Source organism: Enterococcus timonensis, from assembly GCF_900104595.1.
GTDB lineage: Bacteria > Bacillota > Bacilli > Lactobacillales > Enterococcaceae > Enterococcus_J > Enterococcus_J timonensis.
On sequence record NZ_FNVY01000004.1, the window covers coordinates 872,844 to 899,031 of the forward strand.

The window sequence follows — 26,188 nt, forward strand, 5'->3', positions numbered from 1 at the left end:
CCTTCCCCTCCCTTTTGAATTAAACATTTAACTGCTTCGATAATTCAATCATTCTCTTTTCGATTTCATCTCTTGTGTCTCGGAAAGCACTTCTAATTTCTGCCTCAGATCCTTTCGCTTTGGCAGGATCTACTAAGTCCCAATGAAGGTGAGTGCTTTCCTTTGGAATCATGGGACACTTATCTGCTGCGTCACCGCAAAGAGTGATAATCATGTCAGACTGATTAAAGTAGTCCAAATCAATCAAGTCAGATGTTTGATTCGAAATATCGATTCCAGATTCTTCCATTACGGCCACTGCTCTAGGATTCAGACCGTGGGTTTCAACTCCAGCACTTCGGATTTCCCAAGAATCATCTAAGTATTTTTTAGCAAAGCCTTCCGCTATTTGACTTCGACAGGAATTGCCCGTACATAAGAAATAGATTTTTTTCATTCATTTTCTCCTTTTGTTGGGAACCAATCTTTCGTTCCATTGATCAATTTGACTAATAACAACATAACAGGTACTTCTGTTAGAACGCCTACTGTTGTCACAAGTACAACTGGTGAATTGACACCGAAAAGCATAATTGCTACGGCAACCGATAACTCGAAAAAGTCGGAAGCACCAATCAAAGCTGCTGGCGCTGCCACATTATGAGGCTGTTTTGTCCATTTACAAGTAAAATAAGCAAAGTTTGCGGTAATAATATTTTGTAAGACTAAAGGAACGGCAATCATGAGAACATGAAACGGATTGTTTAAAATAATATCCCCCTGATAAGTAAAAATGATTACCAATGTCAATAACAAGCCAATGGTTGTAATGGAGTCAAACTTTGGTAAGAAGCGATTGTTAAAGTAATCAATTCCCTTACGTTTTATCATGAAGTATCGCGTTAATGCCCCACCAACTAACGGTACTAGCACAAATAGTAGTACGGAGGCAAAGAGAATATTCCATGGTACAAACACACTATTTACTCCTAAAAGGAAGGAAACAATTGGTACAAATAGGACAATGATTAATAAATCGTTAATTGATACTTGAACCAAGGTATGCGCTGGATCACCTTTTGTAAGGTTTGACCAAACAAAAACCATAGCGGTACATGGCGCTGCCCCTAATAAAACGGCTCCAGCCACATAGTCTTTTGCTAAGTCTGCTGGGATAAAATTGCTAAAAACAACATAAAAGAAGAAAGATGCTAAGCCAAACATCAAGAACGGCTTAATTAGCCAGCTTGTAATGCTAGAGATCATAATCCCCTGATATGTTTTTCGGACATTCAGTATTGATTTAAAATCGATTTTCATCATCATTGGGAAAATCATAACCCAAGTTAAAACGGCAATTGGAATATTTGTATTTAACACTTGATAGCTTTCTAATCGGTCTGCGACACTAGGTAAAAACTTTCCGATTAGCATGCCTGCTGCCATACATAACAATACCCAAACCGTTAGATACTTCTCGAAGAAATTAATTGCAGGTTTTTCAGTTACTTCCGTAGATACATTGTTCATTCATAAAACTCCTATCGATTACTAGCTAATTGATTTTTCTTTGATAAGAAGTTCCTTCAAAATTACTAGGAAATCCTCAACAAAATCTTCCTGTAAAGCGTAATGATGCCATTGACTCTTTTTCGTTACTTTGACAATTCCTGCCTTCTCTAAAAGCTTCATGTGGTGTGATAATGTCGGTTAAGTAAAGTCAAAATTCTCCAACACTTCACATGCACAAAGAGAGTCAGCTGTAGAAAGTAAGTCAACAATTTTCAACCTTTTTGGATCAGCTAAGGCTTTCGTGATGGTAGCAATCTGTTCATAGTTTTCCATGGAGGGCCTCCTATTGAATTGTATATAGATAATTATCTATATACAATATAGATGAACGTCTATATACGGTCAAGCGTTTCTGTCTTTTTATTTTCAACATCGTCTGGTAAAAATCTCTATCGTAAAGCTCTTCTAGTAAAGTATCTCTGGTAGAAAAACGTGGTAGAAAAAATAAAATAACACAAAAAAAGCGGCTTTTCAGCCGCTTTTGGTAGAAGATTGGAAAACTCAGGTAGAAAAAAGACGATTTTTAGCTTTTTAGAACGTTGATAAATCCCCATTCTCGCTGAGTTTTGTCATTATCTCCTATACATTTTAAATTCTAAAAAGAAATCGTTGTAAAGACCGAGGTATTTTGAGCCGAGATTTTCGTAGACTTCCAAATGACTAATTACTTCGTCGCTTGGATAAAATTGTTCGTCACTCGTAATTTCTGGGTCCATTATTTCTAGTGCGGCTTTATTTGGCGTGGAATAACCAATGTATTCCGCATTTTGGGCGGCATTTTCAGGTTCCAACATAAAATTAATAAAATCGTAAGCACCTTCGACATTTTTAGCAGTTTTTGGCATAACGATATTATCAAACCACAAGTTGCTGGCTTCAGAGGGAATTACGTAATGCAAATGTTCATTCTCCCACATCATATCGGCTGCTTCACCGGAAAAAGTCACCGCCACTTGAGCTTCTTCGTTAATCATATACATTTTTATTTCATCAGCGACAATTGCTTTGATATTTGGCGTCAATAAATTTAATTTTTCAGCGGCTTCCTGCAACTCCTGATCGTCTTTGGAATTCAAAGAGTAACCTAGCGAGTTTAGAGAAAGGCCGAGAATTTCGCGGGCCGAATCAATTAACATCAACGAATCTTTAAATTCTTGTTTCCAAAGGTCTGACCACTGCGTAATTTGACCTTCATCGACAAATTTATCATTGTAAACAATGCCTAGTGTCCCCCAAAAATAAGGAATACTATATTGATTTCCCGGATCAAAACTTTCATCTAAAAAGCGTTCATCAATATTTTCTAGGCCAACAATTTTTTTGTGATCTAAAGCTAGTAACATATTTTCTTCAATCATTTTATCAATCATATATTCAGAAGGAATGGCGATGTCGTATGCCGTGCCCCCTTGATTGATTTTCGTGTACATGGCTTCATTGGAGTCAAATGTTTCGTAATTCACTTTTAAGCCGGTCTCTTTTTCAAATTTGGAAAGCAACTGCGGATCGATATAATCGCCCCAGTTGTAAATGGTCAACTCATCAGCGCCAGCTTGTCCTTGGGCATGTTCCACTTGATATGCTCCTAGACTTAGCAAAACAATAATCGCCACTAAGCCGATAAATAAAGTCGTTAGTTTTCTCATAGAAGGTTTGCCACCTCCTTTTGGACTTTTTTCGCGCGTTTTTGTTTGCGGGATAAATTATCTTTACTAATAAAATAATACCCGACGACTAAAATTAAGGAGAATAGGAAAACTAGTGCCGATAACGCGTTGATTTCTAAACTAATTCCTTGGCGCGCTCGGGAATAAATTTCCACCGATAATGTAGTAAATCCGTTACCAGTCACAAAGAAAGTCACGGCAAAATCATCTAGCGAATACGTAAAAGCCATAAAGTAGCCGGCAATAATACCTGGTGTCAGAAATGGCAAAATAATTTTTTGAATTACTTGCCAATAATTTGCCCCGAGATCTCTGGCGGCATCCACCATCGAATCATTCATTTCTCTTAGGCGCGGTAAAACCATCAAGACGACAATCGGAATGGAAAAAGCGACGTGACTCATGAGCACACTGCCAAATCCCAAAGTAAATCCTAACATCGTAAATAAAATTAAAAAACTCGCGCCAATAATAACGTCTGGACTCACTAGCAAAATATTATTTAAACTCAGCAATAAATTGCGTTGCTGTCTTTTTTTTGCATAATAAATCCCCATGGCGCCGAGTGTGCCAATCACTGTGGCAATTAGCGCCGACAAAAAGGCCAACTTAAATGTATCTAGCAAAATAATAATCAAGCGACTATCCGCAAAAACGGCGGCAAAATTATCCCAAGTAAAACCAGTAAAGCTGGTCATGGAACCACCGTCGTTAAAGGCATAAAAAATCAAATAAAAAATCGGCAAATAAAGAAGCGCGAAAACCGAAACTAAATAAAGGTTAGCAAAACGAAATTTTTTCAGTTTCATGCGCGTTTCCCTCCTTTGCGTTTTTTCTCACCGGTTAGAAACATGACTAATAGCATCGCCAATATTAAAATGACGCCAATTGTTGAACCCATGCCCCAGTTTTGCGTGACTAAGAAATGTTCTTCAATGGCTGTTCCTAACGTAATTACCCGGTTGCCCCCAATTAAACGCGTCAACATGAATAAAGAAAGCGACGGAATAAAGACCGCTTGGACGCCTGCTTTCACTCCTTCTAATGATAAAGGAAAAATCACCCGACGAAACGTATCAAAAGAATTGGCACCAAGGTCTCGACTGGCGGAAATTAAGGAAGGATTGATTTCAGAAATCGCATTAAAAATCGGCATAATCATAAAAGGAATTTCAATGTAGCTAGCCACAAATAAAAAACTAAAATCGGTAAATAAAATTTGTTGCGGCCCGATGCCTAAAAAATTCATAAAATGATTGACTGAACCGTGCACCGAAAAAATCCCAATAAAGGCGTAAGCTTTTAATAAAAGATTGACCCAAGTGGGTAAAATAATTAACATCAACCACAGATCTTTATGGACCGTTTTATTTAAAAAATAAGCCGTGGGATAACTAACTAACAAAGTAAATACGGTAATTAAAAATGCGTACCAGACTGAATTTAAAGTCATTTGCAAATACGTTCCTGAAGAAAAATAGGTGGCATAATTTTGCAAAGTAAACTGACCGTTCATATTAAAGAAACTTTGATAAATAATTAAAAGCATTGGCGCAATGACAAAAAGTAGTAGCCACAAAAAATAAGGCACGCCAAAAATTTTACGTGTTGAATTCATTGTTCTCCCCCTACTCCTCGTAACTTTCTAGCCGCGCGTCGAAGTCTTCCTCACTTTCGTCAAAGCGCATGACGTGAATATCGGCCGGCTCAAAAAATAAGCCTACCTGACTTCCTTCAATCGCTTTACGCGTGGAATGGACCATCCATTCGTTGCCATCTTTATCGTAACAAATAATTTCATAATGAACGCCGCGGAATAATTGCGTATCGACTTTCACTAAAAGTTTGCCATTTTCCGGCGTGGTAATCGATAAATCTTCCGGCCGCAAAACAACTTCGACTTTTTCATTAGGCCGCATGCCGCCATCGACACATTCAAATTTTTTGCCAACGAACTCCACTAAATTATCTTCAATCATTGTTCCTTTAACAATATTACTTTCCCCTACAAAATCAGCGACAAAATGATTGATTGGTTCATCATAAATATCTACCGGTGTTCCTGATTGGACAATTTTTCCGGCATTCATTACAAAAATTTCGTCACTCATAGCTAGCGCTTCTTCTTGATCGTGAGTCACAAAAATAAACGTAATCCCTAAGCGTTGTTGCAATTCTCGCAATTCATATTGCATATCGGTGCGTAATTTTAAATCTAAGGCCGACAATGGTTCGTCTAATAATAAAACAGTCGGTTCATTAACAATTGCTCGGGCAATGGCCACCCGTTGTTTTTGCCCGCCACTCATTTCGTTAATTTCGCGATTTTCGTAACCGGCAAGTTGGACCATTTTTAAAGCATCGAGAACTTTTTGTTGGATTTTATCTTTAGCCATTTTTTTAACCTTTAGACCGAACGCTACATTTTCAAAAACATTCATATGTGGAAATAAGGCGTAATCTTGAAAAACGGTATTGACGGGGCGTTTGTTGGCAGGCACGTCATTGATTTTTTGCCCGTTGAAAAAGATTTCACCTGAAGTAGCGTCTGTGAATCCGGCAATCATTCGTAATATCGTCGTCTTCCCACAACCAGATGGTCCAAGGAGCGTATAAAACTTCCCTTCCTCAATTTCAAAGCTAACGTTTTTTAGCACGGAGGTGTCATCATATTGTTTCACCACGTTATTAAATGCGATTATCGTCTTCTTCACTTTTTCATCCCCTTTATAGTATATATTATTTTTTGTTTAAAAAAATCGAGCGCCTCATCATCTATAGAGACTCCCGAAAAATAGTTTAACAGGTTTTGCAAAATTTGCTAGTATTTTCGATTAAAATTTTCGGAAAATTTGCTGAAAATTCGTAATGAAAAATTTTGTTGACAGAAAACGTTTTAATTTAGCTGCTATAAGGAGAAGTTCTTGACTTTAAAAAGTCCCTTTTCTATAGTAAGAACAAGGATAGATTTTAGTTTCTGGAAAGGAGCGCTCATGAAAAATTTTAAAGCTTACCTCCTGCAAAAAAATAATGAAAAAGTCACCGGACAAGTTCAAGAGATTTCTTTTGATATGTTGCCAGTCGCCGATTGTTTAATCGAGGTCCATTATTCTGCCGTCAATTATAAAGATTACCTCGCCTGTCAAACAAATGGTGGTGTTGTTCGAACTTATCCCTTTGTTCCGGGGATTGATTTAGCAGGCATTATTATTCAAAGTGCCAATGAAAATTTTCCGGTAGGTCAAAAAGTTTTAGCGACAAGTTTCGGCTTAGGGGTTAGTCATTTTGGCGGTTGGAGTGAATATGCTAGTGTTCCAAGTGAATGGTTAATTAAAATTCCGGATGAGATTTCCCTTAAACAAGCTGTTACTTTAGGAACGGCAGGGCTAACGGCGGCATTATGTGTTGAGGCAATTAAGAATCATCTCCGTCCAGACTCTCGTATTTTAATAACGGGCGCCACTGGTGGCGTGTCCACCATGGCTCGAATTTTATTGAAACAATTGGGTTTTAATAATTTAGTACTCATGAGTCAAAAAAAATTCGAAACCAATGATCCAGTATTGTCCACGGCAGATTTTCTTGCCCAGCCAAAAAAAGCGTTGGCCAAACAAGAATTTGACGCGGTCATTGATACAGTGGGGGGCGCCGTTTTAAGTCAGCTCCTCTCGCAAGTAACTTATGGCGGAATCGTAGCCAGTTGTGGAAATGCTGGCGGGATAAAATTAGAAACGACTGTCCTGCCTTTTATTTTACGGGCAGTGACACTTGCAGGCATTGATTCGGTGAACACGCCAAATGATTTGCGGCAAAAAGCGTGGGCGCAATTGTTTTCGAGTTTTGATTTTGAAAAGGTTTCCCCGGAAATTATTTCTTTAGCACAAATTCCTGAAGTTGTGACTGATTTTGCGAAAAATCGCCACGTTGGTCGGACCGTCATTCAAGTCAGGAGCAACTCATGAAAATATTAATTACCGCTGGTGGTACTAGCGAAAAAATCGATCAAGTCCGCTCCATTACCAATCACTCCACCGGTTCCCTTGGAAAAAGAATCGCCGAAGAAATGCAAGCTTACGGGCACGAGATTTATTATGTGACGACTAAAGTTGCCGCTCAACCAGTTGGTGTCAAACAAATCTTTTATATTGAGTCAACGAAAGATTTGCAAAATATTTTAGAAAAACTTTTAACCACTCAAACATTTGACGCGGTGATTCATGCTATGGCGGTCTCTGATTTTACTCCGGTGGCCCAATATTCCAAAGAAAAATTTCAACAAACATTGGCGAAAGGCGCTGATATTTTTGCCGCTAAAGAAAACACCGAAACAAAAATTTCTTCTAATACTGACCATCTCGTCTTGATCTTAGAAAAAACGCCAAAAATTATTCAAAAAATTAAAAAATGGCAACCGGAAACGTTGTTAGTCGGTTTTAAATTATTAGTGGATGTCCCCAAAGAAGAATTATTAGCCGTCGCTAAAAAAAGTTTAGTTAAAAATCAGGCGGATTTTGTTTTGGCCAATGATTTAGCCGAAATTTCCGGAGAGCAACACCATGGTTATTTGCTAGATAAAACCGGCGTCGTAGCTCAAGCTTGGACCAAAAAAGAAATTGCTGTCATAATTGAAACGGCCTTAAAAAATTTTCTAAAAGAAAAAAAGGAGCACAAATGAAAAAAACAATTTTACTAGCTGTTACCGGTTCGATTTCAGCTTACAAAGCCGCCGACTTAACTAGCCAATTAGGAAAATTGGGTTTTAATGTGGAAGTCTTAATGACTAAAAACGCCACCGCTTTTATTACCCCCTTGACCTTGCAAAGTTTATCGAAAAACCAAGTCCACCTGGATGTAATGAAGGAACCCGATGTAACCGTCATTAATCATATTGAACTGGCCAAACGAGCCGATTTATTTTTAGTTGCGCCGGCTACTGCTAATATCATTGGCAAATTGGCTAACGGCATCGCCGATGATGTGGTTTCCACCGTGGCACTGGCGTTAAAAACCGAAGTGCCCAAGTTGATTGCCCCAGCTATGAATACGTATATGTATCAAAATCCTATTACCCAACGAAATTTGAAAATTTTAAAAGAAGTTGGCTACACTGAAATTGATCCTCGTGAAGCCCTCTTAGCTTGCGGTGACTTTGGTCGCGGCGCGCTGGCAACGATTGAAGAAATTACTAAAGTTGTTTTAAATATTTTATCAACAAGTGAGGCGAGCTATGAGAAATAAATCTACTGAACAATTAGTTTTTACTGCACTTTTTATGGGGATTATGCTGTTAATGTTTTTCTTCCCTTTTTTAGGATTTATTCCTCTGGGACCAATTAATGCCACCACTTTGCATATCCCAGTAATTATTGGTTCCCTGATTTTAGGGCCAAAGATTGGCGCTTTTCTAGGCGGATTTTTCGGCATTTTGTCCATGATTCGTTCGACGACTACGATTACTTTAAGTTCATTTGTTTTTTCACCCATTGTTTCAGGTGATTTTCGCTCGGTAATTATTGCTATGGTGCCAAGAATTTTAGTCGGTATCGTTCCTTATTTTGTTTATCAATTTTTGAAAAAATTTGCCAAAACTTCTCCTTCCAAACGTTCCATCAGTTTGCTGGCGGCAGGTTTTCTGGGGAGTATGACCAACACTTTACTAGTTATGAATTTAATTTATTTTTTGTTTATGGATCAATATGCTGCCGTAATGCAGACGACAAGTGACGCTTTGTACGGCGTTATTTTAGGGGTGATTTTTACTAGCGGTATTCCTGAAGCTTTGGTGGCCGCTGCTGCCACAGCCGCTGTTACTTCTGTTTTATTTAAAATACAAAAAAGAAATTCCTAATTGATTGTAAAATAAAAACGCGAATCGTTATTGATTCGCGTTTTTTTCTTCCCCTAAAATTCGAACTTCCGTAACTAAGTTTATGCCCGATTTTTCAAAGACAGTTTTTTGTATCAAGGCAATTAAATTTAAATAATCTGTCGCTGTTGCTGTGCCTAAATTAACAATAAAGCCGGCATGCTTTTCTGATACTTGCGCGCCACCGATAATTTTTCCTTGCAATCCAGCTTGTTGAATTAAGCGGCCGGTGAAAAATCCTTCTGGTCGTTTAAATACCGAACCACAAGATGGATATTCCAGTGGTTGCTTTAACTCGCGTAAGACAGTGAGTTCTTTCATTTTAGCGAAAATTTCTTTTTGATCGCCTGGTTGTAAAGCAAAAGTACCACCGATAATAATATCGCCCGTTTCTTGCAAATCGGAATGACGATAAGCAAAATGAATTTCGGCCGCCGTATAAGTTTTAAATTCTCCATTTGGCGTGATAACATCCACCGTGGCTAAAACATTGGCGATTTCACCACCGTAAGCGCCGGCGTTCATATAAATAGCGCCGCCGACAGATCCTGGAATACCGCAAGCAAATTCAAATCCCGTTAAAGATTTTTCCCCTGCAAACTGAGTCACTTTACTTAAACGCGCGCCAGCTTGCGCATAAATATTATTTCCATCATGGGTCATTTCAACAAGATCAGTCAACATAAAAACAAAGCCGCGAATCCCACCGTCTCGAACAATTAAATTACTAGCATTACCTAAAACTTGCCATGGAATGTGGTTCAAATTTGCAAAATCCAAAGCTTTTTTTATTTCGTCCGCATTTTTAGGAAAAATTAAATAATCCACCGGGCCACCCGTTTTAGTAAAAGTATATTGGGCTAACGGCGCATTTTCAATTATTTTTATTGGCGCTAATTGTTGGATAATATCGTTTAAATCTGTCATACAAAAAATCCTCTCGTTCATCATCTTTTTAAATAAAAATATATTTTACTTCAGCAAAATTTTTTCCGTCGTTTTCGCCAACTCTTCAACTAAATCGACCCCTTCTGAAAAAGTCGCATTTTGATCTGTCAAAATGGCAATCGTAAAAGAATTAGCATCGCTCGCGACTTGCCCGATTGAATTTATAATCCAACAATCCGGCGTTAAATCAAGCCAACCATCTTTTAAAGCAAAATAAGGTGCCTCTACCGAAATTCCCCAATTTTGATCCACATCGATATTTTCCATCCGCGAAATAATCGCCGTTTGTGAATCCGTATTTAAAAAGTCCGGATCATAAAAAATTTTATTGAGCAATTTTAATTGATCGATGCTACTGGTGGTAGTTATCCCCCAAGCGTCCGTGTCGGCGTAACTATTAGTCATGGAAAGTTCTTGAAACAAAGAATCCAGCGCAGACAATCCGCCAATCCGCTCCTCCACTAAATAAGTGGTGGCATCATTATCACTTTCTTCAATCATTTCACTAAGCATCGTCTCGTCATCAGCAGTCATAGTGAGCGTCCCGGCTTCCACTTGGCGCATAAATTCAGTAATCACGGCAACTTTAACAATACTCGCGGTGTAAAATTGATTTTGAGCAGCATTAGTATAATGAAAATAAAGATTCGTTTCCGGTTGATAAACGGCAATATCAATGAAAGCATCGCTATCTTGGATGACATTTTCCCAAGCCGCAGTGAGCGTTTTGTTTTCAGCTGTTTGCTGGGTAACAATGGTATCAGACTGTTTTTGATTATTTTCATTTGTTCCATCGCCAGATGATTCTGTTAAAATTCCTGAAAAATCCGTTACCGCTGAACTATTTAGCGTGGCGGTATCTTTTTTAGAGGAATTTTCAATACTTGGCGCGGAGACTTCCATCACACCTATCAGTGGCCACAACCAAAATGAACCCGCCAGAAAAACTGCTAAAAATCCTGTCCACAATAAAATGCGGTAATGCTTTTTCCCCCACCGCTTAAAGCCGCCTTTGAAAAAAAACAAGCCATATATATCAATCACTAAAATAATTAGCAAAAACAAACGAAAAATATTTCCCAATAAAGCCATAAAAATCCCCCGATAAAAAATCTTTGTCGTAAAAAATAAGCTGTTACTATCCTACCACAAAAATCTCAGTAAAAATAAGACAATTTAATGACTTTTTAAAACAGAGGTCGTGACAAAAAGCGTTATGGGGCGTAGAGAATTAGGAAAAATTTCCAAAATCCTGATTTTTGGATTTTTAAAATTTTTATCTATTCACCTAGCCGCAGTTTTTTTCACACCGTTTATCAGAGGTTGTAACAAATTGGGTTTTGGCCCGTAGAAAATTAGGAAAATGACGCATGAGTGTGAAACACTCAAAGACCATTTTATCTATTTTCCTAGGGACACCAATTTTCACACCGTTTAACAAGGATCGTGACAAAAAGCGTTATGGGGCGTAGAGAATTAGGAAAAATTTCCAAAATCCTGATTTTTGGATTTTTAAAATTTTTATCTATTCACCTAGCCGCAGTTTTTTTCACACCGTTTATCAGAGGTCGTAACAAATTGGGTTTTGGCCCGTAGAAAATTAGGAAAATGACGCATGAGTGTGAAACACTCAAAGACCATTTTATCTATTTTCCTAGGGACACCAATTTTCACACCGTTTAACAAGGATCGTGACAAAAAGCGTTATGGGGCGTAGAGAATTAGGAAAAATTTCCAAAATCCTGATTTTTGGATTTTTAAAATTTTTATCTATTCACCTAGCCACAGCTTTTTTCACACCGTTTAAAACAAGGATCGTGACAAAAAGCGTCTGGAGCGCAATATATTTTATTTTCCCGCCAACAATCCGGCCACTAGTTCGTGGGACAACAAAGCTTTTTTCTGGCTATCTTTTTCAAAGTCAAAATTTCCTTCATTAAAAAGTGTGACTTGTTGTAAAAAGTCTTCCATCGCCCCGGAAAATCCTCGGCTGACCAACGTGTTCTCCCAATCCCCAGGGACAAATTGTTCTTTTCGATCGGTAAATTTTGTTAACGAGGTTAAATTTTCCAAACGATAGGTAGCCTCTTGTCCTTGTACTTCGAAAGTTTCCAAATTAGCGCCACTAGCCAAATTCATTAGCACAATCGCTTGTTGTTCTTTATTTTTTATAACTAATTGTGCTTTGGTGAACACGCCGGCTTCATTATTTTCAAGAGCTGAGAACACAGGCGCAATCGCTTGATCATTTAATAAATAAACCGCGGTATCTACCACATGGATAAATAAATCGTACAAGTGAAATTGTTTTGAGCCGGCGGTATTTTCCCGATTTTTTTGGATAATCATTTGTTGTCCTGAAATTTCTTTTAATTGTTGGACAAATGGTGCATAGCGGCGATTGAATCCGACAAAAAATGGCACATTTAATTTTTCAGCTAAAGCAAAAATTTCTCTCGTTTCTTCAATATTTTCACTCACTGGTTTATCTACATATGTTGGAATACCGGCTTCCAGTAATTTTTTGCAGTACGCATAATGCGTGCTGGTGGCGCTATGGATAAAGACTGCCTCCACTTTTTTGTCAATTAATTCGTCGAGATTTCCGGCGGTGTCAGAAAAACCATATTGTTCTTTTAATTTTTCAGCTTTCTTTTCATCCCGCGAAGCCAAAATTACCTCCAAATAATCTTGTCTGCTCGCATATAAGGGCAAATAAGCTTTTTGAGCAATTTTTCCTAGACCAATAACGCCAATTTTCATCAAATCGTGCTCCTTTCCTTTTCAAAAAAATTTGCTACAATGAGAGTAGTCAAAAATAGTAATCAACATTTGGAGGTACATATGAAATTTATTTCGTGGAACGTCAACGGATTGCGGGCGGTAGTCCAAAAAAACTTTTTAGAAGTTTTTGAAGCATTAGATGCTGACTTTTTTTGCCTGCAAGAAACGAAAATGCAAGCCGGTCAACTGGAATTAGAATTGCCTGGTTACTTTCAATATTATAATTATGCCGTGCGTAAAGGTTATTCTGGCACTGCCATTTTCACCAAGCATCAAGCTCTGGCGGTAAATTATGGCATCGGCGAAGAAATTCACGATCAAGAAGGCCGGGTCATCACTTTAGAATATGCCAATTTTTTCTTAGTGACTTGTTACACGCCAAATTCCCAAGGCGAGTTGAAACGATTGCCTTACCGGATGGACTGGGAAGAAGCATTTAAAAATTATTTGAATGCCTTGCAACAAACCAAACCCGTTGTCCTTTGTGGCGATTTAAATGTCGCTCACGAAAATATTGATTTAAAAAATTGGAAAACCAATCAGCACAACGCCGGCTTTACCATTGAAGAGCGGGAAAAATTTTCCCAACTCTTAGAAACAGGCTTTATTGATACTTTTCGTTATTTTAATCCTACCTTAGAAGGTGCTTATTCTTGGTGGAGTTATCGTTTCAATGCGCGGAAAAATAATGCCGGGTGGCGAATTGATTATTTCTTAACTAGCGAAACGCTGAAAAATAATCTTGTTTCTGCTAATATTCTCCAACAAATTACTGGAAGCGATCATTGTCCGGTTGAACTAGATTTGAATTTTACAGCGGAGGATTTAGGGTGAATTTCTTAGCCATGGATTTTGAAACGGCTAATTTTCAGCCATATTCTGCTTGCTCATTGGCGATGGTGATGGTGAAAAATAATCAAGAAGTTGGAAAGTTTTACACTTTGATTAAGCCGCCGACTTCTTTTGCTCCTAGAAATATTGCCATCCACGGCATTACCCCGGCGATGGTAAGAACCGCCCCCACTTTTGCTGAAGTTTGGCCAGAAATTGCCCGCTTGTTTCAGCCGGAACATTTAATTATTGCCCACAACGCCCCTTTTGATAACGGGGTATTAAATAGCTGTTTAACTGAAGCTGATCTTCCTTTACCGCAATTTTTATCGCTAGACACTGTAAAAACTTCTCGCAAATTTTTCCCGGAATGGCCCAATCATCGCCTGCCAACTTGTTGTGAAAGCTTAGGGATTGATTTAACAAATCATCATGACGCCTTAGCCGATGCTCGCGCTTGTGCGGAAATTTTATTAAAAGAGCAGGATTTATTTGGAACGAACTCACTTAAAAAATTCATTCATCTAATGAATTAGCTGTCGAAAAATTTCGGCGGCTTTTTTTATGCAAATAAACGCGCCATCACTAAGACATCGGCAAACGTGTCGTCTTCTTTTTGTAACGCTTGGCGCAAACGCCCTTCTGTTTCAAAAGAAAATTTTTCATATAAATGAATCGCCGCCGTATTTTCAGCAGAAACATATAATTCAATTCGCATTAAAGACGATTCTTCTTGGACCCAGGCCAATAATTCCTCAACAATAATCGAACCTAGACCGAGCTGCCAATATTCTTTTCGCACACTCACACCCAGTTCTCCAATATGCTGGCGTTTATTTTCAGTAGCGCCATTGATATTTCCCATGCCAATCATGGTTTCTCCTTCTAAAGCGATAAAAATCGTTTGATTGTCGGCATTAAAAATAAAATCCAATAATTCCTGATACTCAGCGATTGCTGGCAACTGGTCTAAGACTAGAAAATCCGTTTCTTTTGAAACTTCTTTTAAATAAGCTAATATTTTTTCACCATCATTAGGAACTGCTTCTCTAATTGTTAATTCCATTGGCTCGCCTCAACTTTTTCTAAAAATTTTTCTGATTTCAAACCATGAGCCGTTAAAATAAGTTTCCGACTTTCTTCGCCTGTTTTTTCAAAAGTTATCGTCAAAAAGTCCGCCGGTAAATCTTCCAACAAATTCCCCCATTCAATCACAGTTACCCCGCTACTTTGAAAATATTCCTCTAAACCCAACTCATCATTATCACCGGCCAAACGATACAAATCCATATGATAAAATGGCAGACGACCATTTTCATATTCACGAATAATCGTATAGCTGGGAGATTTAATCATGGCAGAAATATCTAAGCCGCGAGCAAAACCTTTCGTAAAAGTGGTTTTGCCGGCACCTAAATCACCGTTTAGAAAAATAATTTCCCCACCAACACACAATTGACCTAAATGCTGGGCAAAAGTTTGGGTTTCTTCGGGACTAGTAAAGATTTTTTCCATTGTCGACACTCCTTTTAAAAAGATTTATGAATTACTGCTGTTGTCCAACATTTTTTTAGTATACCGCTTGATAAATTCCCCTTGGCTCACCGGATAATTTCCTGGCAATTTGTCTAAATCAAACCAAGCAAATTCCAACGATTCACCATCTGCTATCTGGGGAGTTTCTGTCACTTGATCTACTTGATAGCAACAGCTCACTACATAATATTCATCGCCATTATCAGCGGTTGTAAAATAATCCGCTCCAGAAACAAGGCCAAAAAATTGCAAACGGTCAGAACTTAATAAAATACCCGTTTCTTCAAAAACTTCCCGGATAATAGTTTCTCCAGTGGACTCCCCTAATTCCATCAGCCCACCAGGCAAACCCCAGCGTTGCTTTTTTTCATTTCTTTTTTGTAAAAGGATTTGACCTCTAGGATTGGACATGATCACGCAACTTCCATTTAAAATTAATGGAACATGACCGACCTTTTTGCGGATATTTTCAACATAACCCATGCAATCGCCTACCTTACTTTTTTTAAAGTATAGCACAAAAAAACAAGCGGAAAAATTTTTCCCGCTTGTTTTTCCCTACTTATTCAGTTCCCCAATTGAAATTCATTCGCTTCATTTTTCTTCTATATTAAATTAAACCGGAATCTTTTAACAATTCTTCGACAAATGTATTTTCCACTTTTTTCAAGCCGCGTTTTTCTAAAGCTTTGACTAACCAAGAAACTTTAATGTCTTTTAATTGTTTGCCGTCGAGTAAACGATGGGTGGCTGAAAGAAGGGTCCGCAAATCATATTCCGAAGCAAACACTTCTGGCACACCACGATCAATATCTAGCAAAGTGTAGACAGCTTCCATCGCCGTGCGAACGGAATACTCAGTTGTAAATACAGTGTCCCGTGGTGTTTCGGCAAAATTCCCAATGAATGCTAAATTTTTTGAACCTGCTGGAACAACCAGTGGACGATCCCCTTTGGCCCGTGGCATAAAGTAACTTGTCACATATGGCAAATAACAAGGAATGGTGTTACAAGAATTTTTCGCCAAAGAAGGAATTTCTGAAACGGGAACGCCGATTTGATAAAGCCATTCTTGCGCGATTTCTTCGCCGGAACATTCGGTAATACTTTTCTTAATGAAATCCCCTGGTTTATTGGATAACAATCCGTACACCCAGACAACCAATTGATCTTTAGGTTGAGCTTTAAAATGCGGTTGGCGATTCAAAGTATAACTCATCATCCAATTAGAATCTTTGGCCGTCACGATCCCACCGGTGACAACTTTACCAGCATAAGGATCACGTTTGGAAATTTTTTCAATATATGGCGCGATTTTATCATCCAAAGTCGTAACCGTAGCTGAAATATACCAACTTTCCGCTGGCAAATTTTTATAAAATTTTTCTGGTTTACCAAAATCAGCATCTTGATCGGCAAGATTTTGCCATAATTGCCAAGCGCCACCAGGTTGTTTGTTAGGCGCAATTGTTGCCGGATGCTCATTGTCACCATACGTCGTGCTTTCAGTAATTGAACCATTGGTAACAAAAACCAAATCATTTACACTAAGGTCAATATTTTGTTGCGTCCCATTAACAGTTAAGACTAAAGTTTTGGCCATTTTGCTGTCGCCATTTTTTTCAACTAAAATATTTTCAACTTTCGTATTGTATTCAAATTGAACGCCATGGTCTTTTAAGTAATCCACCATTGGCAAAACGAGGGATTCATATTGATTGTACTTGGTAAATTTCAAAGCTGACAAATCAGGAAGCCCACCAATATGATGAATAAATCGTAAAATATAGCGGCGCATTTCAGTAGCTGAGTGCCATTTTTCAAAGGCAAACATCGTTGACCAATAAATCCAAAAGTTTGATTCAAAAAATTCATCAGTGAAAACATCAGAAATTTTCAAATCGTCCAATTGATCTTCAGAAGTTAAAAATAACTTGACCATTTCTTCAGATGCTTTATCAGTTAAAGTAAATTTATTTTCCGTGTGAGCATCTTGCCCGCGGTTTTCAATCACCCGACATTTGGAATAATTGGGGTCTTCTTTGTCTAGCCAATAAAATTCATCTAGCACACTGGCGTCCTCAGCTTCTAGCGAAGGAATCGAACGGAATAAATCCCATAAACATTCAAAATGATTTTCCATTTCTCGACCGCCGCGAATAATAAATCCCCGATCCGGATTCAAAATACCATCCAGCGAACCACCAGCAATCGGCAGTTCTTCTAAAATATGAATATTTTTCCCGGGCATTTGACCATCTCTAACTAAAAATGACGCTGCCGACAAACTTGCCAGTCCGGACCCCACTAAGTAGGCGGATTTTTCCTCGACACCAACTGGTTTTTTAGGACGGGCGAACGCTTCGTAATTACCATTTGAATAATACATAAAATCATCTTCCTTTCCCTTTTCTACTTATATTATGGTAAGGTTTGGCAAATCTAGCAAAGATATAGATTCTTTTAGAACAATTTTTTCGACATATTTCAAATTCTGTCAAAAAAAGCTGCTTGGCGAATGCCAAGCAGCTAAGTTTTAATTTTTTTTGGCGGTGTTTTTAGCGTTGCGCTTAGAGAAAAAGATAAATCAAAAGCCATTCGGAAAATACACCGAGTGGCTCTTGCTTTCCTATTTTCTTACAGCGCAAAACACGCCAAAAACAACCTTTTTTGACGGTGTTTTTGCCGTTGCGCTTAGAGAAAAAGATAAATCAAAAGCCATTCGGAAAATACACCGAGTGGCTCTTGCTTTCCTATTTTCTTACAGCACAGAGCACGCCAAAAACAACCTTTTTTACAGTTTTCTTCTTCTGGCGAAATCTACGAAGCGGAATTTGTCTAGGACGTGGCGGGATTCGGTGAATTCAAAGCAGCGATTATCAGCGAGATAAACTAGACTGCGGATGACCACCACTCGATCAGAATTCCCTAAATCTAAAAATTTTTTGTCCCGCGCCATGGCAGGTTCAATGGTGATTTCTTTTTGTGCATAAGCAATTTCTAGTTTTAATTTTTCTTCAATATAATCATAAGTGGACACAGCGGCGATTTTTTCGGTTAAATTTGGGACCAGACTTTCCAAAAAATAATCAGTATCTAAAATTACCCCTTGCCCATCGACTTTTCTCAAGCGCTCCAACTGCCAAACTTTAGCTTCCAGCGGCCACTGGGCAAACTCTGCTAATTTTTCTGGGACAATTTCTTTTTTCAAAGAAAGCACTTCTACTTGTGAGTCTAAACCTAAACTTTTTTGCAACTCATTGTAACTTGTGAGCCCGGAAACTGGAAAGGCAAATCGTTTGCGATCAATCACGATCGAGCCTTTTCCTTGTTTTTTTTGGATTAGTCCGGTGATGCGCAATTCGTTTAAGGCTTTACGAATCGTTTCTCTGGAAACATTATACAAGCGACCTAATTGTAATTCAGATGGCAGCAAGGACCCGACTGGATACAGGTTCGCCAAAATTTTTTGTTCGAGATCTTGGGCAATTTCTTTGAATTTTGAATCCACGGATATCCTCCTTTTTTATAATGCCACCGTCACTTTTTCTCCTGCTGGCAAGTTGACGACTTGTCCATTGACTAAAATTTTTCCAGCGACTGGCGTAAAAATAGTTGCCGATTCATGATCAACTGTCACATAAAATTTTTGTTGTAAAAATTCAAATTGGAAACTTAATTTTTGCCAATGAACAGGAAGTTTTGGCGCTAAAGTTGGCATTTCACCAGAGACATCGAGTCCGGCAAAAGCTGACAAAGTGATCCATAAAGTCGCCGCCATGACGCCAGCGTGAATGCCTTCAGCCGTTGTTCCTCCTTGAATATCGTGATAATCACTGGACAACGCTTCTTGGTACAACGTGTAGGCCAACGTTTCATCGCCAGCAATTTGGGCTAGTTGCGCATGGACAACTCTAGATAAAGTTGATCCGTGGGAAGTGCGGGCTAAATAATAATCGAGATTTTTTTTAACGTAATCTTCTGGCAAGTCATAGGCTAAATCATTTAAAATTTCATCGACATTTTTTTTCGCCAAATTATAAAAAATCATCAAGGAATCGGCTTGCTTCGCTACTTGATAATTATCGGCTGATTTTCCTTCCGCTGATAAAATCCGGTCCATCCGATAAATATTGCCGTATTTTTCTTTGTAAGCAGCAAAATCCAACTCTTCTAAATCGAAATAGCCAGCATATTGGGCAATGATGCCTTCGTCGTTGATTTCTAAATGCAATTGATGTTTCAACACTTCGGCTTTTTTTAATTCTGTTTCACTAAAACCAACTTTTTCTAAGGCCGCTTGATAATTTTTTTCTGACATTTTTTCTGGTAAAGTCGCAATGACTTCCATTAGCCAAACGACCATCATATTCGTGTAGGCATTATCTTTCAAGCCGCCTTCTTCAGAATCCGGATACGCTTCGTGAAATTCATCCGGACCCATCACTCCGGCAATCGAATAGCGATTATTATTTAATAATTCAGCTTTACTCAACCAAAATTTGGCAATTTCTAAATACATTTCAGCAGCATAATCATTTAAAAATTCAGTGTCTCCTGTCACATGAACGTAAAACCATAAATTATAAGCAATCGCCAAAGACACGTGGCGCTGCAAGCGAGAATGATCTTCCCCCCAAGAGCCGTCTAACGGATTTAAATGCAGTCGTTGCGATTGTTCCGAACCATCGAGTCCTGATTGCCAAGGGAACATCGCCCCAGAAAATCCTTCTTGCGCCGCTTCTTTTTTAGCCATCTCTAAACGACTGTAGCGGTACATTAAAATTTGGCGGGCCGCTTTTGGAAAATGTAAAACATAAAAAGGCAAAATAAATAATTCATCCCAAAAAATATGTCCGCGGTAAGCTTCGCCGTGTAATCCTCGGGCAGTGATGGAAGCGTCCAATTCTAAATTAGCAAATGGCGCGGCTGAAACAATCGAATGATAGGTGTGTAAATTCAATAATTTTTGACTCCACATATCGCCATCGACGACGATCTTCATTTCTGACCATAAGTTTTCCCATTGTTTTTTAGAAGCCACATACTCACTAGAAAAATCACCGAATGACCAGGATGTTTCCCATTTTTTTGCAGCGGCTGATTTTTTCTCGGCGGCAAAATGATAAACGTTCACCATTTTTTCTACTACGACAGTTTCATTTTCTTGCAGTTCCAGTTGCCCTTTTTGCCAAATTTTATTTTCATCTTGGCCAGCTACCAGATCCCTTTTAAAATTGCCGGTTAAATTGGCTCCTTGCAAAATTTGAAAATCAGAAGCCGTTGTTTTGGCCCATTGAAAAATATTTCCGTCAAGCGCTTTTTGAGTTACTACTGCCAAATGTTTTTGCTCCAACGAGCGATAACGTTCGACATTAAAATTATACACACCGCCGTCAATGGCTGAAACGAGGGTCACTTCGCCATTAAAATTCAGCGCCGTAATTTTATAGCGTAAGCCGTACGTGTGGAAATTTTCAAGACCGGCAAATTTTTCAACTTCTACTTTAAATTGCTCACCGCCATCAGCAGTTAAAATGACTGAACTCGAGAAAAGTCCGGTTTTTAAATTTAAATGTCTTGAAAAATGACTGACCGTTTCTTTTGAAAAGCCGACTTTTTTTCCAGCCACTTCAAAATAAAGCACTTGGGCATTAGGAGCGTTGACGAAATCTTCATTCGTCACTTTTTCACCAGCAACTTTCGATTCTTTGGCGTCATAGAGACCCGCCAAATAAGTTGCCGGATAGGTCGCTTCAGAAATTTCCATCTCCGGCGTCACTCCCCGCAAGCCAAACAAACCATTACCTACCGTCAATAAAGATTCCGTTGCATATTCGCTTTTTCCCGGCACAAAACCAAAATAATCCAAGCTCCAAACAAATTCTTCTTGGCGTTTCGCTAATGCCCGCGCTACATTTTCAACTTCACCTGAAACAAATGGCAAATTAGTACTTTCTTCGATTAATTGTTGCACCGAATAAGTGACGGCCTCTTGATCAAAGTACAATTTAGAAAAGCCCACCAAAATACCACCGGCTAAAGGTGTCTCGCTATTTTTTATTGCTTGACCGATTTTTTCAAATGTTTCTGGTGACCAAATTTTTTCAAACTTTCCAACCGACTTATTCATTGTTCCCACGATAAATGCTTCGGCTGTTTCTTTCACTAAAACATAATCCACATCACTCACTCCTTTTCTTGTCTAGACAAGTATTGATTTTATTATAGCCGTTCTTCATTTTTTCTTCAAGATGAACGATTTTTTGACTAGCGATTACATCTTGTCTTTTCAATCTTTCTAAGCAAAAATCATGCCAACGTAAATACTTGCCTTTTTTTTTGCAAAGGTTTACGATAATAAAGGACACTTAGCTATACAAGTTCATATTTCTTCGTCCAAACTTTGTAAAAATTATTTTACAAAACACAGGAAACATTTGAAAGGAGCAAAAATTATGGGCAAGTTTCAAGATGATGCTACAAAGCTGTTAGATGACATTGGAGGCAAAGAAAATATTTCTTCTTTTACTCACTGCGTCACCCGAATGCGTTTTGTTTTAAACGATGACGATAAAGCAAATATTAAAGCCATCGAAGATTTACCATCCGTGAAAGGAACTTTTACAAATGCCGGCCAGTTCCAAGTTATTATCGGCAATGATGTTCCCGATTTTTATAATGATTTTGTCGATGTTTCCGGTCTCGAAGGTGTTTCTAAAGAAGAAACAAAATCTGCCGGAGCCGGCAAACAAAATCCGCTGCAAAAAGCCATCGCCCTTTTGGCAGAAATTTTCACCCCCTTATTACCAGCAATTATTGTCGGCGGTTTAATTTTAGGTTTTAGAAATGTTTTAGAAGGCGTTGAATTTGGCGGCGCAACGATTGTTTCTCGTTCTGTTTTCTGGAACGGCGTCAATGATTTTCTTTGGTTACCAGGTGAAGCAATTTTCCACTTTCTACCCGTAGGAATTACATGGTCGATCACCCGGAAAATGAAAACCACGCAAATTTTAGGAATTGTACTGGGGATTACTTTAGTTTCTCCACAATTATTAAATGCTTATGCGGTAAGTTCCACAGCGGCTGCTGATATTCCATTTTGGGATTTTGGTTTTGCCCAAATCGATAAAATTGGTTACCAAGCACAAGTGATTCCAGCAATGTTAGCTGGGTTCATGTTAGTTTATTTAGAAAGATTCTTTAGGAAATATATTCCCCAAGCAGTCTCCATGATTTTTGTTCCATTATTTTCTTTAGTACCAACTATTTTTGCCGCTCACGTTATTTTAGGACCAATCGGTTGGCAAATTGGTGATTGGATTTCTACTGTCGTTAATGCCGGGCTAACTTCACAATTTAGTTGGTTGTTTGGTTTAGCATTTGGACTCTTGTACGCGCCGTTAGTTATTACCGGGCTCCATCACACCACCTTAGCGATCGACTCGCAACTGGTGGCCACTTATGGCTCGACAAATTTGTGGCCGATGATTGCCTTATCTAATATTGCGCAAGGTTCGGCTGTTTTAGCGGTTTACTTTTTACACCGCAGCAATAAAAAAGAAGCCGAAATTTCTGTTCCTTCCACCATTTCTGCTTACCTCGGTGTAACGGAACCGGCGATGTTTGGGATTAATTTAAAATATTTGTATCCATTTGTCGCTGCCATGATTGGTTCAGGAGTTGCCGGAATGTTTGTCACCTTTATGGGTGTGCGGGCCTTTAATATTGGTGTTGGTGGTTTGCCAGGGATTTTATCAATTCTTAGTCAATATATTCCCGCCTTTGCTATTGGGATGGTGATTGCCATTGTCGTTCCTTTCCTGTTAACTTTTGTTTTGCGCCAAGTGCCATTTCTTAATAAAGCAGAAGTTACCGCCGACTCGATTGCCAATACTGATGCAGCCGCAAGCTTACCTATTGATGCTGCACAAATTTCTCCAGACTTTTTATACACACCAGCTAATGGGGAAGTGATTCCCATTACTGAAGTGAAAGATCAAGTTTTCTCATCGAAAATGATGGGCGACGGTTTTGCAGTCATTCCTGAAGACAATCACATTTATTCACCAGTGATGGGAAAAGTCTTATCCGTCTTTGAAACAAAACACGCCATCGGAATTTTAATGCCCAATGGTTTAGAAATTCTCGTCCACATGGGTCTTGATACCGTGGAGTTAAAAGGGGAACCATTTACCGTCCATGTGAAAGAAAATGATCAAGTCACACCTAACACCATGCTTGCTGATATGGATTTAGAAAAAGTAAAAGCTGCCGGGAAACCGCTGGATGTCGTGGTAGTAATTACGAATTTTGATCAAGTAGAAAAATTAGATATCATTGAAACAGGAAAAATGCACGTTGGTAAAGAAGTTGCCAAAGTCAGCGTCAAAAAATAATTTTTCACATGAAAAAAGGCTGCAGGTTTGCCTCAGCCTTTTTTGTTAAATAAATAATTGAAATTTAGGAGGAAGAAATTTATATGTTTAAAGGTGTCATTTTTGATTTAGACGGTGTAATCACAGATACGGCCGAGTACCACTACTTAGCGTGGCAAGCTCTAGGGGAAAAAATTGGGATTACCTTTGACCGAGCCTTCAATGAAAATTTAAAAGGGGTCGACCGCATGGAATCATTGCGGCGAATTCTTGCATTGGGTGGCAAAGAAAATGATTATTCTAATGAAGAAAAAGAAGCGTTAGCTACTGAGAAAAATGATTTATATCAAACATTTATTGATAAAGTCACTCCCGCTGATTTATTACCAGGGATTCCAAAACTTTTAAATGATCTACAAGATCATAAAATTGCGATTGGTTTAGCCTCAGCTTCAAAAAATGCGCCGAAGATTTTAAAAAATCTTGGAATTTTAGCTGAATTTGATACCATTGTAGATCCGGCAAGTCTTAAACATGGCAAACCTGCACCAGATATTTTTATTCAAGCGGCGAAACAATTAAATTTGGAGATTAAAGATGCTATCGGAGTTGAAGATGCTTATTCAGGAATTGAATCCATTAAAGCCGCCCACATGTTTGCTGTGGGTGTGGGCGATGCCGAAACCTTGAAAAAAGCTGACTACGTAGTCTCCTCTACTAAAGATTTAACTTACGATTTACTCGTTAAAATTTGGAAATAAAGATCCCTTAAAAAAGCGGTGAGTATAAAAAACTCACCGCTTTTTTTGTTTTATTCTTGATAACTTTTAGCTTGTAAATTGTAAAATTCACGGTAATAGGCGTTTTCTTCCATTAACTTTTGGTGGGAATCAAAACCGATTATTTCTCCATTTTTCAATACAATAATCCGATCCGCTTTTTTTACTGCCGCCAATCGATGCGTGACAAAAAGAACTGTTTTAAAATTTGCTAAATCTAAAAAACTTTGATAAATTTCACTTTCACTTCGGGGATCAAGTGCTGCGGTTGGTTCGTCTAAGATTAAAATATTAGCCTTAGAAAAATATGCTCTGGCAATTGCTAGCTTTTGCCATTGACCACCAGAAAGTTCCAGGCCATTGGCAAATTCTTTTCCTAACAAATCTTGAAATGAGATTTTATTTTGCTCCATGACTAGATCAAATCCCGCCTTATTTACTGCTTCTTGAACTTTTACAGTATTTTGAAAATCGTCAATTTGTGCTAAAGCAACATTTTCAAAAACAGTTAAAGAAAAGTGGGCAAAATCTTGAAAAACCGCTGAAATATTTTCCCGATATTCTTGCAAGTCATACTGAGAAATTTCTGTTCCATTTAAAAAAATAGCGCCCGATTTTAAATTATAAAAACGTAAGAACAATTTAATCAGCGTTGATTTTCCTGAACCATTCTCCCCAACGACAGCAATTTTTTCACCATCTTTAATCGAAAAAGAAATATTTTTTAAAACTTCTCGCTCAGTTCCTGGATAAGAAAAAGTGACATTTTCAAAAGTAATTTGACTTTGGTTTGTTAGCTTCAATGGCTGATTTGTCTCAGACAAAAAATCTTGATAATCCATAAAAGCGAAATATTTCTGCATATAAAGTAAAGTATCGTACAGTAAGCTCGACTCTTGGACGATAGTCGTAATCGTTTGATTCAGCGAAACGATAGCTGAAGTGAAAACAAGCAAAGCACCAATTGCCAAGTTTCCTTCTTGAATCTCAGAAACAAACCAAGCTAAAGAATAGATACTCACGCCACTACTGAAAATCATAAAAACCAATGAGACCCACATTTTCTGCACTCTTTTTTGAGAAATGTCGCGATGGACAACTTTGAAAAGATTCTGATATTTTCTAATAAAAAAATCAAACAATTGAAAGAGCCGTACTTCTTTGGCTGCTGTTTTGGTGAGTAAAACATCGCTATAATATTGCATTTTTCGGGCATCTGGACTTCTAGTAACCATTGTTTCAAAGGCATCTTGCTGAATGTGATAACTAATAATAGCTTGGGGAATCAAACTTGCCGCAATCAGTAAAGCTAACCCTAAGTTATACTGGCCTAAAAGAATCGTCATAGAAATTGTTGTAATCGCATTACGAAAAATATTCATCCCAAAAACAATTAAATTCACTGGTCGCCAGGATGCCTCACTAGAAATTAATTGCAGATCATCATAAAATTTGCTATCCTCAAAAGCAATCAGACCCTGAAGATCTTTTGATTTCCTCATTAAACTTAAATTCATAAAAGAAATAAGCCGATCAGTCAGTATTCCCTGAACCGTTAGAATAATCGGTCCTGCCAAATTATACAAAAGAAAAAAAATAGCCCAAAAAATTAAAACTATCATTTGAAATTTTTGCTGAGTTAAATCATCAACCATTTTTTGAGCACTAAAAACCAGCAACTAAGGAAGAATCGCTTGGGTGGGAATAAAAATGAGTAAGATAAAGAAAATCAATTTCGAAGCACCTAAAAATAATCTCATTGAACGCCAATAAAGAGATATAATATTAAAAATTTTTTTCATTTTGCTATCTCCTTGAAAAACAGAAAATATTGCTTTTAAAAATCAA

24 protein-coding genes and 1 pseudogene are annotated in these 26,188 nt (G+C 38.2%); 8 read left to right on the forward strand and 17 right to left on the reverse strand.

Translation table 11 applies throughout. The annotated features are described in order from the left end of the window. Positions 1-19: 19 nt before the first annotated feature. The 7 genes and pseudogenes from arsC to BQ5341_RS08900 form a co-directional block, all read right to left on the reverse strand. On the reverse strand, positions 20-436 hold the full coding sequence (arsC, locus tag BQ5341_RS08870) for an arsenate reductase (thioredoxin) (RefSeq protein ID WP_048720943.1): 417 nt from the start codon (positions 434-436) through the stop codon (positions 20-22). Further along, positions 433-1,509 (reverse strand): ACR3 family arsenite efflux transporter, encoded by a 1,077-nt coding sequence (gene arsB / locus BQ5341_RS08875; RefSeq protein WP_071131631.1) that lies wholly within the window; start codon positions 1,507-1,509, stop codon positions 433-435. The genes arsC and arsB overlap by 4 nt, the downstream gene beginning before the upstream one ends. A gap of 21 nt (positions 1,510-1,530) precedes the next feature. Next, positions 1,531-1,824 (reverse strand): annotated as a pseudogene (locus BQ5341_RS08880) (ArsR/SmtB family transcription factor). Between the two features lie 299 nt (positions 1,825-2,123). Next, positions 2,124-3,197: an ABC transporter substrate-binding protein gene (locus BQ5341_RS08885; RefSeq protein WP_071131632.1), complete on the reverse strand. Its 1,074-nt coding sequence runs from the start codon at positions 3,195-3,197 to the stop codon at positions 2,124-2,126. Further along, on the reverse strand, positions 3,194-4,021 hold the full coding sequence (locus tag BQ5341_RS08890) for an ABC transporter permease (protein ID WP_071131937.1): 828 nt from the start codon (positions 4,019-4,021) through the stop codon (positions 3,194-3,196). The genes BQ5341_RS08885 and BQ5341_RS08890 overlap by 4 nt, the downstream gene beginning before the upstream one ends. Positions 4,022-4,023: 2 nt before the next feature. Beyond that, positions 4,024-4,836 (reverse strand): ABC transporter permease, encoded by an 813-nt coding sequence (locus BQ5341_RS08895; RefSeq protein ID WP_071131633.1) that lies wholly within the window; start codon positions 4,834-4,836, stop codon positions 4,024-4,026. A gap of 10 nt (positions 4,837-4,846) precedes the next feature. Then, positions 4,847-5,932, reverse strand: coding sequence for an ABC transporter ATP-binding protein (locus BQ5341_RS08900; RefSeq protein ID WP_071131634.1), 1,086 nt, complete (start codon positions 5,930-5,932; stop codon positions 4,847-4,849). Positions 5,933-6,211: 279 nt separating this feature from the next. Here BQ5341_RS08900 and BQ5341_RS08905 point away from each other — a divergent pair, with 279 nt between their 5' ends. From BQ5341_RS08905 to BQ5341_RS08920, 4 genes are read left to right on the forward strand one after another with little or no spacing between them, the layout of a single operon-like run. After that, complete coding sequence (locus BQ5341_RS08905) at positions 6,212-7,180, forward strand: acrylyl-CoA reductase family protein (RefSeq protein ID WP_071131635.1); 969 nt, start codon at positions 6,212-6,214, stop codon at positions 7,178-7,180. Continuing rightward, positions 7,177-7,893, forward strand: coding sequence for a phosphopantothenate--cysteine ligase (locus tag BQ5341_RS08910; protein ID WP_071131636.1), 717 nt, complete (start codon positions 7,177-7,179; stop codon positions 7,891-7,893). Before BQ5341_RS08905 ends, BQ5341_RS08910 begins: the two co-directional genes overlap by 4 nt. Then, positions 7,890-8,456 (forward strand): phosphopantothenoylcysteine decarboxylase, encoded by a 567-nt coding sequence (gene coaC, locus BQ5341_RS08915; RefSeq protein WP_071131637.1) that lies wholly within the window; start codon positions 7,890-7,892, stop codon positions 8,454-8,456. Before BQ5341_RS08910 ends, coaC begins: the two co-directional genes overlap by 4 nt. After that, a complete protein-coding gene (locus BQ5341_RS08920; RefSeq protein ID WP_071131638.1) occupies positions 8,446-9,066 on the forward strand; it encodes an ECF transporter S component in 621 nt (206 codons plus the stop codon). Before coaC ends, BQ5341_RS08920 begins: the two co-directional genes overlap by 11 nt. Positions 9,067-9,093: 27 nt before the next feature. Here the strand turns inward: BQ5341_RS08920 and murB are convergent, their stop codons facing one another. From murB to BQ5341_RS08935, 3 genes are all read right to left on the reverse strand, one after another. Then, complete coding sequence (murB, locus tag BQ5341_RS08925) at positions 9,094-10,011, reverse strand: UDP-N-acetylmuramate dehydrogenase (RefSeq protein WP_205408746.1); 918 nt, start codon at positions 10,009-10,011, stop codon at positions 9,094-9,096. Positions 10,012-10,056: 45 nt separating this feature from the next. Then, complete coding sequence (locus BQ5341_RS08930) at positions 10,057-11,124, reverse strand: serine hydrolase (RefSeq protein ID WP_071131640.1); 1,068 nt, start codon at positions 11,122-11,124, stop codon at positions 10,057-10,059. A 756-nt stretch (positions 11,125-11,880) separates the two neighbouring features. Next, on the reverse strand, positions 11,881-12,795 hold the full coding sequence (locus BQ5341_RS08935; protein WP_071131641.1) for a Gfo/Idh/MocA family protein: 915 nt from the start codon (positions 12,793-12,795) through the stop codon (positions 11,881-11,883). Between the two features lie 81 nt (positions 12,796-12,876). Between BQ5341_RS08935 and BQ5341_RS08940 the strand changes: the two genes are divergently transcribed. Continuing rightward, the gene (locus tag BQ5341_RS08940) at positions 12,877-13,650 is read left to right on the forward strand and encodes an exodeoxyribonuclease III (protein WP_071131642.1); all 774 of its coding nucleotides are present in this window, start codon (positions 12,877-12,879) and stop codon (positions 13,648-13,650) included. Beyond that, positions 13,647-14,183, forward strand: coding sequence for a 3'-5' exonuclease (locus BQ5341_RS08945; RefSeq protein ID WP_071131643.1), 537 nt, complete (start codon positions 13,647-13,649; stop codon positions 14,181-14,183). The genes BQ5341_RS08940 and BQ5341_RS08945 overlap by 4 nt, the downstream gene beginning before the upstream one ends. Before the next feature lie 26 nt (positions 14,184-14,209). Here the strand turns inward: BQ5341_RS08945 and BQ5341_RS08950 are convergent, their stop codons facing one another. The 6 genes from BQ5341_RS08950 to BQ5341_RS08975 all read right to left on the reverse strand — a co-directional run bounded on the left by BQ5341_RS08950 (position 14,210) and on the right by BQ5341_RS08975 (position 21,367). Then, the gene (locus tag BQ5341_RS08950) at positions 14,210-14,713 is read right to left on the reverse strand and encodes a GNAT family N-acetyltransferase (RefSeq protein ID WP_071131644.1); all 504 of its coding nucleotides are present in this window, start codon (positions 14,711-14,713) and stop codon (positions 14,210-14,212) included. Beyond that, on the reverse strand, positions 14,704-15,162 hold the full coding sequence (tsaE, locus tag BQ5341_RS08955; protein ID WP_071131645.1) for a tRNA (adenosine(37)-N6)-threonylcarbamoyltransferase complex ATPase subunit type 1 TsaE: 459 nt from the start codon (positions 15,160-15,162) through the stop codon (positions 14,704-14,706). Before tsaE ends, BQ5341_RS08950 begins: the two co-directional genes overlap by 10 nt. 24 nt (positions 15,163-15,186) lie before the next feature. Further along, positions 15,187-15,666, reverse strand: a complete 480-nt coding sequence (locus BQ5341_RS08960) for an NUDIX hydrolase (RefSeq protein WP_071131646.1) — start codon at positions 15,664-15,666, stop codon at positions 15,187-15,189. 127 nt (positions 15,667-15,793) lie between these two features. Beyond that, entirely contained in the window at positions 15,794-17,572 is a 1,779-nt protein-coding gene (locus BQ5341_RS08965) for an oleate hydratase (RefSeq protein ID WP_071131647.1), read from the reverse strand. A gap of 405 nt (positions 17,573-17,977) precedes the next feature. Further along, positions 17,978-18,694 carry a trehalose operon repressor gene (gene treR / locus BQ5341_RS08970; protein WP_071131648.1) on the reverse strand — a complete coding sequence of 239 codons (717 nt, stop codon included), beginning with the start codon at positions 18,692-18,694 and terminating at the stop codon, positions 17,978-17,980. A gap of 15 nt (positions 18,695-18,709) precedes the next feature. Further along, positions 18,710-21,367 carry a glycoside hydrolase family 65 protein gene (locus BQ5341_RS08975; RefSeq protein WP_071131649.1) on the reverse strand — a complete coding sequence of 886 codons (2,658 nt, stop codon included), beginning with the start codon at positions 21,365-21,367 and terminating at the stop codon, positions 18,710-18,712. A gap of 274 nt (positions 21,368-21,641) precedes the next feature. On the opposite strand from BQ5341_RS08975, the gene treP reads away from it, so the two are divergent. Together treP and pgmB are read left to right on the forward strand one after the other, a co-directional pair. Then, positions 21,642-23,582, forward strand: a complete 1,941-nt coding sequence (gene treP / locus BQ5341_RS08980) for a PTS system trehalose-specific EIIBC component (protein WP_071131650.1) — start codon at positions 21,642-21,644, stop codon at positions 23,580-23,582. Between the two features lie 83 nt (positions 23,583-23,665). Beyond that, positions 23,666-24,322: a beta-phosphoglucomutase gene (pgmB, locus tag BQ5341_RS08985; protein WP_071131651.1), complete on the forward strand. Its 657-nt coding sequence runs from the start codon at positions 23,666-23,668 to the stop codon at positions 24,320-24,322. Positions 24,323-24,372: 50 nt separating this feature from the next. On the opposite strand, the gene BQ5341_RS08990 is transcribed toward pgmB, so the two are convergent. Then, positions 24,373-25,842 (reverse strand): ABC transporter ATP-binding protein, encoded by a 1,470-nt coding sequence (locus BQ5341_RS08990; RefSeq protein WP_158661767.1) that lies wholly within the window; start codon positions 25,840-25,842, stop codon positions 24,373-24,375. Positions 25,843-26,188 lie beyond the last annotated feature (346 nt).